Annotated in this window: 10 protein-coding genes; all 10 read right to left on the bottom strand. The window is 71.6% G+C overall.

What is annotated here, in order from left to right; translation table 11 throughout:
• Positions 1–41: 41 nt before the first annotated feature.
• Entirely contained in the window at positions 42–2,471 is a 2,430-nt protein-coding gene (locus H508_RS14560; protein ID WP_035253781.1) for a phosphoketolase family protein, read from the bottom strand.
• On the bottom strand, positions 2,468–4,960 hold the full coding sequence (locus H508_RS14555; RefSeq protein ID WP_051222684.1) for a heavy metal translocating P-type ATPase: 2,493 nt from the start codon (positions 4,958–4,960) through the stop codon (positions 2,468–2,470). The genes H508_RS14560 and H508_RS14555 overlap by 4 nt, the downstream gene beginning before the upstream one ends.
• Before the next feature lie 84 nt (positions 4,961–5,044).
• Positions 5,045–5,665 (bottom strand): DUF305 domain-containing protein, encoded by a 621-nt coding sequence (locus tag H508_RS0104595; protein WP_035254071.1) that lies wholly within the window; start codon positions 5,663–5,665, stop codon positions 5,045–5,047.
• Positions 5,666–5,840: 175 nt separating this feature from the next.
• Positions 5,841–7,007, bottom strand: a complete 1,167-nt coding sequence (locus tag H508_RS14550) for a HAMP domain-containing sensor histidine kinase (protein WP_245569442.1) — start codon at positions 7,005–7,007, stop codon at positions 5,841–5,843.
• Positions 7,004–7,714, bottom strand: a complete 711-nt coding sequence (locus H508_RS0104585; RefSeq protein ID WP_026373201.1) for a response regulator transcription factor — start codon at positions 7,712–7,714, stop codon at positions 7,004–7,006. The genes H508_RS14550 and H508_RS0104585 overlap by 4 nt, the downstream gene beginning before the upstream one ends.
• A gap of 111 nt (positions 7,715–7,825) precedes the next feature.
• A complete protein-coding gene (lysS, locus tag H508_RS0104580) occupies positions 7,826–9,583 on the bottom strand; it encodes a lysine--tRNA ligase (RefSeq protein ID WP_425393445.1) in 1,758 nt (585 codons plus the stop codon).
• A 72-nt stretch (positions 9,584–9,655) separates the two neighbouring features.
• Positions 9,656–10,516, bottom strand: a complete 861-nt coding sequence (panC, locus tag H508_RS0104575) for a pantoate--beta-alanine ligase (protein ID WP_035253780.1) — start codon at positions 10,514–10,516, stop codon at positions 9,656–9,658.
• A 125-nt stretch (positions 10,517–10,641) separates the two neighbouring features.
• A complete protein-coding gene (locus H508_RS14545) occupies positions 10,642–11,358 on the bottom strand; it encodes a DUF2520 domain-containing protein (RefSeq protein WP_035253778.1) in 717 nt (238 codons plus the stop codon).
• A gap of 21 nt (positions 11,359–11,379) precedes the next feature.
• The gene (locus H508_RS14535; RefSeq protein ID WP_051222682.1) at positions 11,380–13,512 is read right to left on the bottom strand and encodes a PH domain-containing protein; all 2,133 of its coding nucleotides are present in this window, start codon (positions 13,510–13,512) and stop codon (positions 11,380–11,382) included.
• Positions 13,509–14,006 carry a PH domain-containing protein gene (locus H508_RS0104560; protein ID WP_026373199.1) on the bottom strand — a complete coding sequence of 166 codons (498 nt, stop codon included), beginning with the start codon at positions 14,004–14,006 and terminating at the stop codon, positions 13,509–13,511. The genes H508_RS14535 and H508_RS0104560 overlap by 4 nt, the downstream gene beginning before the upstream one ends.
• Positions 14,007–14,064: the final 58 nt, after the last annotated feature.

Raw genomic sequence — 14,064 nt, 5'->3', positions numbered from 1 at the left:
CGGGCTCCGTCGCGCCACCGGCTCGGCTGGACAGGCGCATGCTAGACGGATCGGTCCACGGTGCCGCTCTGCGGCCGGCCTGCCGGATCGGGCCCCCACGACCACTGCCAGTCGGTGATCTCTGGCATGTCCTCGCCGTGGACTCGGATGTACTGGCGGTGCTCGAGCAGCTTGTCCTTGAGCTCCTCGCGCACGTGGGCTGAGCTCTCGCGAAGCCGCGGAACGCGGTCGATCACGTCGATGGCCAGACTGAAGCGGTCGATCTGGTTGAGCACGCACATGTCGAACGGGGTGGTGGTCGTGCCCTCCTCCTTGTACCCGCGCACGTGGAAGTTGTGGTGGTTCGTGCGCCGGTAGGTCAGCCGGTGGATCAGCCAGGGGTAGCCGTGGTAGGCGAAGATCACCGGCGCGCCTGTCGTGAAGAGCGCGTCGAAGTCGCGGTCCGTCAGCCCGTGCGGGTTCTCAGCATCGTCCTGCAGCCGCATGAGGTCGACGACGTTGACCACTCGGATGCGCAGGTCGGGGAAGCGAGTGCGCAGGAAGTCGACGGCCGCGAGCGTCTCCATCGTCGGCACGTCGCCGGCGCAAGCCATCACGACGTCGGGCTCGGCACCCGCGTCGGAGCTCGCCCATTCCCAGATGCCGATCCCCTTGGTGCAGTGCACGACGGCGGATTCCATGTCGAGGTACTGCAGCTGCGGCTGCTTGCCCGCCACGATGACGTTGACGTACTGGCGGCTTCGCAGGCAGTGATCGGCGACGGACAGCAGCGTGTTCGCGTCCGGCGGCAGGTAGACGCGGATCACCTCTGGCTTCTTGTTGATCACGTGATCGATGAAGCCCGGATCCTGGTGCGAGAAGCCGTTGTGATCCTGCCGCCACACGTGCGAGGTCAGCAGGTAGTTCAGCGATGCGATGGGTCTGCGCCATTCGATGCGGTTGGCGGTGTCGAGCCACTTGGCGTGCTGGTTGAACATCGAGTCGACGATGTGCACGAACGCCTCGTAGCACGAGAAGAACCCGTGTCGGCCCGTCAGCAGATAGCCCTCGAGCCAACCCTGGCAGGTGTGCTCGGACAGGATCTCCATCACTCGGCCGTCTCGGGCGAGGCGATCGTCTTCCGGCACCGTGCGCGCGTTCCATGTCCGATCCGTCGCCTCGAGCACTGCGTCCAGTCGGTTGGAGTTGTTCTCGTCCGGGGCGAAGACCCGGAAGGTGTCCGAGTTCATCGCCATCACGTCTCGCAGCATCTCGCCCAGCACTCGCGTGGACTCGACCGCCCCCGTGCCCGGTTCCGTCACCGCGACCGCATAGTCGCGGAACTCCGGCATGCGCAATGCGCGAAGCAGCACGCCGCCGTTCGCATGGGGGTTCGCGCTCATCCGGCGGGCGCCCGTCGGGTGCAGGGTCCGGATCGCCTCGACGGGAGCACCGCTCTCGTCGAACAGCTCCTCGGGACGGTAGCTGCGCAGCCAGTCCTCCAGCACCTTTCGGTGGCCGTCGTCCTCACGAGCGGCGCTGAAGGGCACCTGGTGGGAGCGCCAGGAGCCTTCGACCTTCTTCCCGTCCACCTCGGCTGGCCCTGTCCAGCCCTTCGGGGACCTCAGCACGATCATCGGCCAGCGAGGACGCTCGTTCATGCCGTCCTCGCTGGCTCGCCGCTTGATCTCCGCGATCTGGTCGAGGCAGGCGTCCAGAGCTCTGGCGAAGTCCTGGTGCATCTGCCCGGGATCATCGCCCTCGACGTAGTGCGGCGTGTGGCCGTAGCCCCGCAGCAGGCCGTCCAGCTCGTCCCGGTCGATCCGGTCCAGCACTGTCGGATTCGCGATCTTGTAGCCGTTCAGGTGGAGGATCGGCAGCACGGTGCCGTCGCGGGCCGGATCGATGAACTTGTTCGAATGCCAGCTCGCGGCAAGGGGACCGGTCTCCGCCTCGCCGTCACCCACCACGGCGGCGACGATCAGCTCCGGATTGTCGAACGCCGCACCGTAGGCGTGCGAGAGCGCGTAGCCAAGCTCCCCGCCCTCGTGGATCGAGCCGGGAGTCTCCGGCGCGACATGGCTGGGAATCCCACCGGGGAACGAGAACTGGCGGAACAGCCGCTCCATCCCCACGGCGTCCTGCGAGATGTTCGGGTAGGTCTCGCTGTACGTGCCTTCGAGCCACGCCGCCGCCACCGGGCCCGGCCCGCCGTGCCCGGGGCCCATGACGTAGATCGTGTCGAGGTCTCGCTCGATGATCGCCCGGTTGAGGTGCGCGTAGATGAAGTTGAGCCCGGGGGTCGTCCCCCAGTGGCCGAGGAGGCGCGGCTTGACGTGCTCGGGCAGCAGCGGCTCGCGGAGGAGCGGATTGTCCATGAGGTAGATCTGTCCCACCGACAGGTAGTTGGCCGCCCGCCACCAGGCGTGGATGCGTTCCAGTTGCTGGGGGTCGAGGACGGTTGCCGGCTCGGGCTGGCCCTGCGCGTTCACGGGGTCTCCTGTCTCTCAGACGATTCGGCCTTCACCTGCTGGGACGGCTGCCGGGCACCGCTCGGCTCCGGGAGCGGCCGGTCGCGCTTCGCACCGGCTGCGGCTTCGACGGGGCTCGGCAAGCGCAAGCGCTTCAGCAGCAGGGCGTTCACGGCGACGATCACACTGGAACCGGACATGGAGATCGCGGCGATCTCGGGGCTGAGCATGAGTCCGAACGCGGGATAGAAGACTCCGGCTGCGATCGGCAGGGCGATGACGTTGTACCCGATCGCCCACGCCAGGTTCTGACGCATCTTGCGCACGGTGCCCTTGCCGATCGTCAGGGCGATGGGGACATCGAGCGGATCGGATCGCATCAGCACGACGTCTGCGGTCTCGATGGCCACGTCGGTGCCGGCGCCGATCGCGATGCCCAGGTCTGCCTGAGCCAGCGCGGGCGCGTCGTTCACGCCGTCCCCGACCATCGCCACGCGCTTGCCGGCCTGCTGCAGCTCCCGCATCTTGACAGCCTTGTCACCGGGCAGGACCTCGGCGATGACGGTGTCGATGCCGAGCTGGGCGGCGATCCGGTTGGCGGTCGCCTCGTTGTCTCCGGAGAGCATGACGACCTCGATGCCGGCTTCGTGCAGGGCCGCGACAGCGGGTGCGGCAGTCTCGCGTGCGGCATCGGCGAGGGCGATGACGCCGACAGCCCTGCCGTCCACGGCCACGAGCACGGCGGTCCGGCCCGTCGACGCGAGGGACTCCCGCTCCTGTGCCACGAGGGCCAGGTCGATCCCTTCGCCGACCATCAGCTTGCGGTTGCCGACGAAGATCTTCCGTCCGTCGACGGTCGCGCCGGCGCCGTGCCCAGGCACGTTCCGGAAGGCGCTCGCCGTCGTCGAGCGGACGCCGCGGGCGACGGCGTAGTCCACGACGGCCCCCGCCAGCGGGTGCTCGGACTCCCGCTCGACCGCGGCGACGAGCGCCAGGAGCTCGTCCTCGTCGATGCCGTGGGCGATGAAATCGGTGACCTCCGGCTCCCCCTTGGTCAGGGTGCCGGTCTTGTCCATCACCACGGTGTCGATGCCGGACGCGGTCTCGAGGGCGGTCGCGTTCTTGAACAGGATGCCGCGCTTGGCTCCCAGCCCGGTGCCCACCATGATGGCCGTCGGCGTGGCGAGGCCCAGGGCATCGGGGCAGGTGATGACGACGACGGTGATGGCGAAGAGGATGGCTTGCGGAACGCCAGCGCCCGCGAGCCACCAGGCAAGGAATGTGGCCGACCCTCCGATCAGCGCGACGAAGACGAGCCAGAACGCTGCCCGATCCGCGAGCCGCTGACCGGGGGCCTTCGAGTTCTGCGCCTCCTGCACGAGGGCGACGATCTGCGCCAGTGCGGTATCGGCGCCGACTCGGGTCGCCCTGACCCGCAGCGTCCCGGTGGTGTTCACGGACGCGCCGATCACGTCGGCTCCGGGCGACTTGGACACGGGCAGGCTCTCCCCCGTCACCATGGACTCGTCGATCTCCGACTCGCCCGACTCCACCACCCCATCCGTCGGGATCTTCGATCCGGGGCGCACGAGCATCAGGTCGCCGGGCATCACCTCGGCCGTCGGAAGCTCGATGGTCTCGCCGTCGCGGATGACGAGAGCCTTCGGCGGCGCCAGCTCGAGCAACGTGCGCACCGCATCGTTCGCACCGCCCCTGGCCCGCATCTCGACCCAGTGCCCCAGCAGCACGAAGGTGGCCAGCACGGTGGCCGCTTCGTAGAACACCTCCCCGCCGCCCGTGAGGGTGACGACGAGGCTGTAGATCCATCCCGCTCCCACGCCCACGGCGACGAGGACCATCATGTCGAGCGTCCGCGCGCGCAGCGCCCGGTAGGCGCCGTCGAAGAAGATCCACGCCGCGTAGAAGATCACCGGCAGGGAGAGGATGAGCGCGAAGACGTCGTCGCGCAGGCCGAACGGCGCCGGGACGGTGAAGCCGAGGACCTCGCGCCCGATCGGCGACCACAGCGTGATCGGCACCGAGAGCATCGCCGCCACCAGGAAGCGGTTCCGCATGTCGCGGATCATCGATCCCATCGACATGCCGTGGCCGCCGCCGTGACCCATGACGTCCTGCGCCTCGCGGGTACCGAGCCGGCTGTCGCGGGCCGGCCCGGCGTCGGCATGTGCGGCGTGGGCGATGGATCCGGCACCCTGGCTGTGGTGGGAGTCGCCGTCACCCCGAGCCGCGTGATCGCCCATCGGGTCGCAGAGGTGGTCGGGCACGGACTGGCCGGAGCAGTGATAGCCGCAGTCGCGGATCCATTCGGTCAGGTCGGCGATCGACGTCACCGTCGGGTCGAACGTGACGGTCGCGGTCTGCGAGACGGGATTGGCATCCACGCGCGTCACGCCGGGACGACGGGACAGACTGGTCTCCGTGACGGCCTTCGAGGACGCCCAGTGCACTCCCACCATCTCCATGACGACGGTCTCTTCCGTCTCACCCATGGCGCATCGTTCCTCTCAGTAGTGCGTCGTGAGGACCAGCATCAGGGGGATCGACGCGGTGATCCCGACGATGCCAGAAGCCCGTCAGATTGTCGACAGCAGCTGCTGCATCTCAGCGATCTCCGCCTCCTGATCCGCGACGATCTGCTCGGAGAGCGCGAGCGCCTCGGTGTTCTGACCGTCTTCCAGCTCGGTCTGCGCCATCTCGACGGCGCCCTCGTGGTGCGCGATCATGAGCTCGAGGAATCGGCGATCGAACTCGACCCCGGAGAGGCCCGCGAGCTCCGCCATGGCCTCCTCCTGGCTCATGCCGTCCATGTCCATCCCGCCGTGGTCCATGCCGCCCATGCTCATGGTCTCCTCGCCCCACGCCTCGAGCCACGAGGTCATCTTCTCGATCTCGGGCCCCTGGGCAGCGGAGATCCCCTCCGCGAGGGATCGGACCTCTTCGCTCGCCGCCCGCTCGACGGCGAGGTCAGCCATCTCGATGGCGCCCTCGTGGTGGACGATCATCATCTGGGCGAACATGGTGTCGGCGTCGTTGTGGCTCGCGCCGGCCTCCCCGGTCGAAGACGCGGTCGGTGCAGCGCTTGGAGGTGTCGCATCGGGTGTCGTGGTGCTGCTGGCGCCGCTGCAGGCGGCGAGCGCGAGGGACACCACGATCGCGGTGCCGGCGACGGCACCGCGCTTGCGGATGCTCTTCATCAGGTTCATCTCTCCTCGAGTGTTCGCAGTGCGGGGTCTCCGCCGGTCCGGGACCGCGGCCCGGATCGGTGGTGCCGGGACTCATCTGCCCAGAGCGTCCGCACTCGGTTCACCCTCATGTCTACCGAGGATGCGGAGTCCCGGATCCGTTCGGGTGAGCGACTTCACGGAACCTTCATGACCCGGCCCCGAGACTGCACGACCCGTCCGGCGCCAAGGGCAGCTCGACCGCGATCACCGTTCCCTGTCCTGGCCCGCCGCTGGCGGCACTCACGGAGCCGCCGTGGGCCTCCGTGATCGCCCGGACGATGGCCAGCCCTACCCCCGAGCCGCCGTGAGCCCGATCGCGCGCGGTATCGACGCGGTAGAAGCGATCGAAGATGCGGGGCACGTGCTCCTGCGGGATGCCCTCCCCGTCGTCCCGCACCGTGATCCGGAGCAGGGCGCCGACGCGAGCAGCGCCGAGGCGCACGTGACCACCGGCCGGGGTGTGCCGCAGCGCGTTGTCCAGCAGGTTCGTGAGCACTTGACCCAGCCGATCGACATCGGCGTCGAGCAGTGCAGCGGCGGCGCTCGGTGGTACGTCCACGCTGAACGCCACGCCTGCGGCGACGGCACGGCCGATGATCTGGGCGGCAGCGTCATCGAGGAGCCGCCCCGCCGGCACACGGGTGCGCCGCATGGCGAGCCGCCCCTCCTCGGCCGTCGTGACGAGCGCGATGTCCTGGCTCAGGCGAGTGAGGCGCGCGACCTGTGCTCGCAGCATCTCGATGGTCGGTGCGTCGGCACGGGCGACGCCATCGCGAATGGCTTCGAGGTAGGCCTCGAGCACGGCGGCCGGCGTCCTCATCTCGTGAGCGAGCTCGCTCAGCATCCGGGTACGCGCGACCTCGAGCCCCGCCAGGTCGACCGCCATGCGGTTGAACGCCCGCGCGAGCTCGTCGAACTCCGACCCCATGCCGAGCAGCGGAGCGCGAGCCGAGTAGTCGCCGACCGCGACCTGCTCCGCCGCGCTGCGGACCCCGGCGAGTCGGCGCTGGATCCGGCGCGCGAGGAAGGCGCTGATGACGATCGACGTGACGGCGGCGGCGACGAGCGCCAGTGAGAGGCTCAACGCCGAGGCGGTGCGGAAGGCTTCTTCTGCGTGCCGATTGACGGCCGGGTCTGCGGTCCCGGATTCGAGCAGGTGCGCGTGGAAGATGGGCGGCCCCACGGCTGAGCCCACGGCCCACGCGGTCAGAGAGCCGACGCCGACCGCGATGGCGATCGCCGCCAGCAGGCGAGCGCGCAGCCCCCTCGCCTGCAGCCTCGAGCGACCGACGAGCGCCCACCGACCCTTCACCGACCGGCGCCCATGCGATAGCCGACGCCGCGCACGGTGCGGACGAAGTCGGGGGCGGCCGGGTCATCCCCGAGCTTGCGGCGCACGTGCGCGACGTGGACGTCGACGAGGTGCTCGTCCCCGACCCAGTCCGATCCCCAGACTGCATCGATGATCTCCCTGCGGGAGAGCGCGAGCTCTGGCCGGGTCGCGAGCGCCATCAGGACGTCGAACTCCGTCCTCGTCAAGCGCACCGGCCGGCCATCGACCAGGGCCTCCCTGCCCGCTGCATCCAGCGTGAGGCTGCCGAACGTGAGTGGCGGCTCGGCCGCTCGCCGAGCACGCTCGCGCGGCCGTCGCATCATCGTCTTCACGCGTGCGACCAGCTCGCGCGGGCTGAACGGCTTGGTGAGGTAGTCGTCCGCGCCGACCGCGAGCCCGACCAGCTTGTCGACCTCCTCCGCGCGCGCGGTGAGCATCACGACGTAGCAGTCGGAGAACGTCCGGAGCGCGCGGCACACCCGGACCCCGTCCGCGCCCGGAAGACCGAGATCGAGCACCACGACGTCCGGATCCCATTCGCGGGCGATGGCGATCGCATCCGCGCCGTCGCCAGTCGTGCGGACCTCGAACCGTCCTCTCTCGAGGTAGGTCGCGACCAACCGGGCCAGCGGCTCCTCGTCCTCGACCACGAGCACCCGGGGTCCGACGTCGGCCGAGGTCACCATCCCCTCATCCTGCCCGAACCGCGGGATGCGTGCCGGGGCGTGCGCATCGCCGTCCGATGTCGATGCGCTTCCATCAGGCTGCGCGAGCGGAGCTGCTCGCGGCGCGTGGAGTCAGGTGAGCAGCTCGCGCACGCGCTCGCGGCCGATCGCGAGCAGGAGCGTCGGGATGCGCGGTCCCGTCTCGCGGCCCACGAGCAGCCGGTAGAGCAGCGCGAAGAACGCGCGCTGCGCGGCCGAGAGCTCCTTGTCGCCCTTCACGATCGCGTCGGGCTCGAGCCCGCGCTGCACCTTCGCGACGCCGTAGGCCTGGTTGGTGAGGCCGTCGAGCGTCCACGCCTCCTCGATCGGCGGCAGGCCGCCGCCGCCGTCGAGCAGCAGCCGGAGCGCATCCCGCTCCCCCTCGGTGAGCGCGTCGAGCGCCTCGCGGTCGGGCTCGGCGCGCACGATCGTGTGCTCCTCGGCGGGCATGTGGGTCGCGACCCACGCCTCGACGCGGTCGAGCCGCGGGCGCAGCGCGTCGAGGTCGGTGATCGGGTCGTCGGCGTCGAGGCCGCGCAGGATCCGCAGGATCTGCTCCTCGTCGCCGAAGGTGATGTCGACGACGGATGCGAGGGTGCGGTAGGCGACGCGGCGCGGCGTCTCGGGCAGCCGCTCGTGCGCGGTGGAGGTCGCGCGCTCGAGCGCCGCGAGCTCGGCGGGCTGGGCGGTGCCGGCGGCGGCCTTCCGCGCGAGCGCATCCCACTCGTCGTAGGTGCGCTGCAGCTCGGAGCCGAAGGCGACGTCGAACGACTGGTTCATGCGGCGGCGGGCGTAGAGCCAGCGCAGCACCGGCGCCTCCATGACCGCGAGCGCGTCGGCGGGCACGGGCGCGCCGCCGCGCGAGGACGACATCTTCGCGACGCCGCCGAAGCCGACGAACGCGTACATCGGGCCGAGCGGGCGCTGCCAGCCGAAGACCGGCGCGAGCTCGAGCCCGACCTGGAAGGACGAGCCGGGCGACTGGTGGTCGACGCCGCTCGGCTCGAACACGACCCGCTCGAAGGCCCAGCGCATGGGCCAGTCGACCTTCCAGACGAGCTTGCCGGAGCGGAACTCGCGCAGCAGCACCGTCTCGCGGTGCCCGCACCGGCACGCGTAGGTCATCTCGGTCGAGTCGTCGTCGTAGGCCTCGATCGTCGTGAGGTCCTTGCCGCAGCTCGTGCAGTAGGGCTTGTAGGGGTAGTACTCGGCGCCGCCCGAGCCGTCGCTCTCGCTCGCCGCGCCCGAGGAGGCGTCGAGGGCGCGCTGCAGCTCCTCGTCCTCGTCCTTCGCGGCGGGCAGGGTGCGGTACTGCGCGAGGATCGCGTCGATCTCGCGGCGGTGGCGCATCGCGTGCAGGATCTGCTCGGTGTAGGCGCCCGCCTGGTACTGCTCGGTCTGGCTGATGCCGCGGTAGCGGATGCCCGCCTCGGCGAACGATGCCTCGGCCTGGGCGCGGAAGTGCGCGGCCCACGACTCGTGCTCGCTCCCGGGCGGGGCGGGCACGCTCGTGAGCGGCTTGCCGATGTGCTCGGCCCACGACTCGTCGACGCCCTCGATGCCGGCCGGCACCTTCCGGAAGCGGTCGTAGTCGTCCCAGCTGAAGATGTGCTCGGCCTCGATGCCGCGGCGCTGCAGCTCGTCGACGACGAGGTGCGGGCTCATGACCTCGCGGAAGTTGCCGAGGTGGATGGGACCGGAGGGCGAGATGCCGGATGCGGCGACGGGCTTCGTGCCGCGCGCGTCGGCCTCGGCGATCACCTCGTCGGCGAGGCGCGAGACCCAGTCGGCGCGCTCGTGCTCGGCGGATGCGCCGGCGATCTCGGCATGGGCGTTCGGCGTCTCGGTCACGACTCCCGATCCTACCGAGCGCCGTCCGCCCGGCTGCCGGAGCGCATCCGCCGCTCGCGCCCGGCGAGCGGGTCAGGCGATGGCGAACACCGCGTTGTCGATGAGGCGCACGCTGCCGACTCGGGCGGCGACGAGGACCTGCGCGGGGCCCCGGTGGTCGTCGGGGGCGAAGAGGAACGTCGCGGGGTCGACGACCGCGAGGTAGTCGAGCTCGACGCCCGGCTCGCGCTCGAGCACGGCGCGCGCCGCCGCGAGCATCGCCTGGACGCCCTCGGCTGCGACGGCGCCGGCGGCCTCGAGCGCGCGCGAGAGGGCGAGCGCGTCGGTGCGCTCGGCCGGCCGCAGGAGCCGATTGCGGCTCGAGAGCGCGAGGCCGTCGGGCTCGCGCACCGTCGGCACCCCGATGATCCGCACCGGCAGGTTGAGGTCGCGCACCATGCGGCGCACGAGGAAGAGCTGCTGCGCGTCCTTCTCGCCGAAGACGGCGACGTCGGGCGTGATGATCGAGAGCAGCTTCGTCACGACGGTCAGCACGCCGTCGAAGTGGCCGGGGCGGCTGCTGCCCTCGAGCACGCCGCCGAGTCGGCCCGCGGTCACGAGCGTCTCGGAGCGGCCGCCGTCGGGGTACATCTCCTCGACCTCGGGCATGAAGAGCGCCTCGGCGCCGAGCACGATGAGCTGCGCGGTGTCGGTCTCGGGGGTGCGCGGGTAGCGGTCAAGGTCCTCGTTCGCGCCGAACTGCATCGGGTTGACGAAGACGGAGGCGACGACGGTGTCGGCGTGCTCGCGGGCGGTGCGGACGAGCTCGAGGTGCCCCTCGTGCAGCGCTCCCATCGTTGGCACGAGCGCGATGCGGCGCCCGGCCGCGCGCTCGGCGGCGACGAAGGCGCGCGCGTCGTCGACGGTCGTCAGGCTCTGGATGGGCTCGGGCACCAGCCAAGGATAGGTGCGGGCGGGTGCGCGGCCGCGCGACCGGCAGGGCGCGCGCCGCTCGGCCGGCTGGGCGCGGCCGAGGCCCGGCGACCGGTCGGCGGCGCACCCGGCCGGTCGAGCGAGGGTCAGGGCTCGAGCGGCGGGTCGGGATAGCGCGCGAGCGCCGACTCGACCGCCGAGCGCACGACGCCGCCGAGCACGCGCCCGGGCCGCTCTACGCCCAGCTCGTGCAGCTGCCGCAGCGCCTGCGCGACGATCCCTTCGGCGAAGTCGCGAGCGGCGCCGATCGCCTCGGCGTACGCGGCGCGATCGGCCTCGTCGACGACGATCGGCTCGGCGCCCATCTCGACCGCGAGCGCTTGCCCGATGGGCAGCACGGGACCGGGCGCAGTGACCGCGATCGTCGACTCGAGCAGCCGCGAGAGGTCGAGCGACGTGCCGGTGAACGCCATCGCGGGGTGCAGCGCGATGGGGATCGCGCCGCGCTCGATCGCAGGCCGCAGCACCTCGACGCCGTGCTCGGCGGCGGTGTGCACCACGAGCTGCCCCGGCTGCCACGCGCCCGTCGCGGCGAGGCCCGCGACGAGGCCCGGCAGTTCCGAGCTCGGCACCGCGAGCAGCACGAGCTCGCTGCGCTCGACGAGCGTGGGGGTGTCGAGCAGCGGCACGCCCGGCATGAGCGCCTCGGCGCGCTCGATCGCATCCGCGCCGGTCGCGACGATGCCGACGATCGCGTGGCCCGCGCCCGCGAGCGCCGCGCCGAGCACGGGGCCGACGCGGCCCGCGCCGACAATGCCGACGCCGAGCCGACCGGGCCTGCCCGTCGCGTCCGCGGCGCTCACGAGCTGCTCCCGGGCGACCGGTCAGCGCCCATGGCGAGGACGGCGCCAGCGGGCGTCGGGGTCGGCCGGATCGGGTCGGGATGCGTCGGGTGCGCTCGCAGGGGCGCCCGGCTCCGGGTCGTGGTGCGCCGCCGGCTGCGACCCCGGGGCGAACGGCTGCTGCGGCGGGTGCGCCGGCTGCTGCTGCGCTGGTCGCCACGGCTGCGGCGCGGGCTGCCACGGCTGCTGTGCACCGACCGGCGGCCACGGCTGCGGCTGCGGCTGCTGGGCGGGCTGCCACGGCTGCTGCTGCGCCGGTCGCCACGGCTGCTGCTGCTGCGCGGGCGGCCACGGCTGCCCGAGCTGCCCCTGCGCCGCCGGCCACCCGCCTCCAGCCGGCGCCGACGGCGCGTGCGGCTGCCCGGAGGCAGCGGCGCCCGGCCCGCTCGGCGGCGCCATGAGCCCGTCCTGCACCGCCGGTGCCGTCTCGAGCACGGCGTTGCGGGAGAGCGCGCTCGCCCACGACTCCGACGCATCCCGGTCGATCGCGACCTTGATCGAGCGCATCGCGTGCTCGAAGAGCGTGCTCGCGTCGCCCTGGTCGATCGCGCCGATGCCCGGCGACAGCACCGTGTCGGGCACGTGGAGCTGGACGCGCGCGAGACGCGCGAGGCCGTAGATCGGCCCCTGCTGCAGCGCGACCGACTGCACGCGCGCTTGCGGCACGAGGTGCATCGAGCGCCAGATGCGCCCGTGGCGCAGCAGGAACGCCGCGTCGTGCACGTGGAAGCCGTTGCGCTGGACGGAGAACCACCGGAAGATGCGCGCCCGCGGCGGGCTGACGACGAAGGCGTCGGGCGCCTGGCCGAAGAGGCCGGCGTCGATGAGCGGCGACTGGGCCAGCTCGGGCAGCACGAGCCCGACGACGGTGCGCACGTCGCGCAGGTCGCCAACGGGCAGCAGGTAGCTCGCCATCTGACTGCTCCCGCCCTGCCCCGAACCGTCGGGCTTCATCTTGCCGGCGCGCGTGAACGTCACCTGCCACCAGCCGAACGGCCGCCACAGCAGCGGCTGCTTGATCTGCAGCGCGAAGATGCGGCCCGGCGGGATGATCTCCGTCGTCGTCGACGCGAGGCCGTAGGCGAGGCGGATGCCGTCGGGCGTCGCGGCGATCGAGTAGCGCAGCTTCGAGCCGAGCGACTTCATGCCCGCGACGAAGAACGCGAACGCGCCGGGCAGGAGCGCGAACACCGCCCACCATTGCTGGAAGCCGATGATCACGACGAGCGTCACGACGAGGTAGGCGACCGCCCACGCGATCGTGCCGTCGAGCAGCGACGAGAGCGCGATGCGCTGCACGGGGATGCGCACGAGCGAGTCGGGCGCGAGGTGGGCGATCTCGGCGTCCGGCCGCAGGAAGTCGTCGACGACCGAGGCGCCCCCCGCCGCGCCGCGCTCGGCGGCGAGCCGCTCGGCGTCGCCGGCCGAGCGGCCCGACGCGCGGTCCATGATCTGGTACCGCAGCGCATCCGCCACGGACGAGCTCAGGTAGTTGAGGTCGACGTTCGAGTCGTTGCCCGCCTGCTGCACCTCGAACTTGCACGCGCCGAGCAGCCGCGCGAACCACGGCTTCTGGATGTTGATCGCCTGGATGCGCGCGAGCGGCGCGCGCCGGTGCTTCTTGACGAGGATGCCCTGCTCGACCTCGACCGCGTCGCCCGTGATGCGGAAGCGGTGCACTCGCCACGCGACCCAGAAGAGCGCGACGGCCACCGCGACGAGCGCGATGACACCGAGCAGCACCCACAGCAGCTGCTCGACGATGAAGTCGCCGAAGGGGTCGTCGTTGAACTCGTCGAACTCGTCGGGCACGAACGCGCCCAGCACGCGGTCGCGGAAGGTCGAGATGAGGATGCCGAGCACGATGATGAGCGCGAGGCCGCCGCGCAGCAGCGGGGTCGCGGGGTGCAGCCGGTGCCACTCGCCGTCGACGAGCTCGATGGCCTTCTGGTGCGCCTGCTGCTGCGCGCTCGGTGCGGCGCCCGGGCCCGGCTGCTGCTGCATGCCGAAGGCGGGCGGATGCGTCGGGTCGGCCTGCTGCTGCGAGCCCGCCGCGGGCTGCGGCGGGTGCCAGCCCGCCTGCGGGCCGGGGGGCTGCTGCTGCGGGTCGGTCACAGACCCGCCCGTCGCGACTCGGAGACGTCGACGAGGTGGTCGCGCAGCTCCTCCGCCGTCGAGCCCGGCATGCCGGGGATCGTGATCGCGCTCGACGCGGCGGCGGTGACGAACTTGAGGGTCTTGAGCCCGAACATCCGCTCGAGCGGGCCCTGCGTGATGTCGACGATCTGCATGCGGCCGTAGGGCACGGCGACGAAGCGGCGGAAGAGCATGCCGCGGCGCACGAGCAGGTCGTCGGCGCGCTGCAGGTAGCCGATGGTGCGGGTGCGGAGGAACGCCCACACGGCGCTCACGATCGAGAGCACGACCGCGGCCGCGATCGGGATCCAGCCCCACGGCATCGGCAGCTGCTGGTCGTTCGCGAACCAGATCGGCACGGTGACGCCGATGCCGAGCACGGCCCAGCCGATCACGTTGCCGATCGAGTCGACGAGGGCGTAGCGCATGCTCACGCGCTGCCACTCGCCGGGGACGTCCAGGCGCTCGGCCACAGTTCCTCCTCTGCCGGTTCCTCCGGCGATCGATCCAGGCGTGGCCAGGCTAGCCGCC

The organism is Agrococcus lahaulensis DSM 17612, assembly GCF_000425105.1.
Lineage (GTDB): Bacteria > Actinomycetota > Actinomycetes > Actinomycetales > Microbacteriaceae > Agrococcus > Agrococcus lahaulensis.
This window is presented reverse-complemented; position numbering and strand designations above follow the sequence as displayed.

What these genes read in the sequence shown, in the direction of transcription:
- H508_RS14555 (WP_051222684.1), bottom strand. Translation starts at nt 4,960, where the DNA reads ATGGGTGAGACGGAAGAGACCGTCGTCATGGAGATGGTGGGAGTGCAC.
- H508_RS0104585 (WP_026373201.1), bottom strand. Translation starts at nt 7,714, where the DNA reads ATGGTGACCTCGGCCGACGTCGGACCCCGGGTGCTCGTGGTCGAGGAC.
- H508_RS0104595 (WP_035254071.1), bottom strand. Translation starts at nt 5,665, where the DNA reads ATGAAGAGCATCCGCAAGCGCGGTGCCGTCGCCGGCACCGCGATCGTG.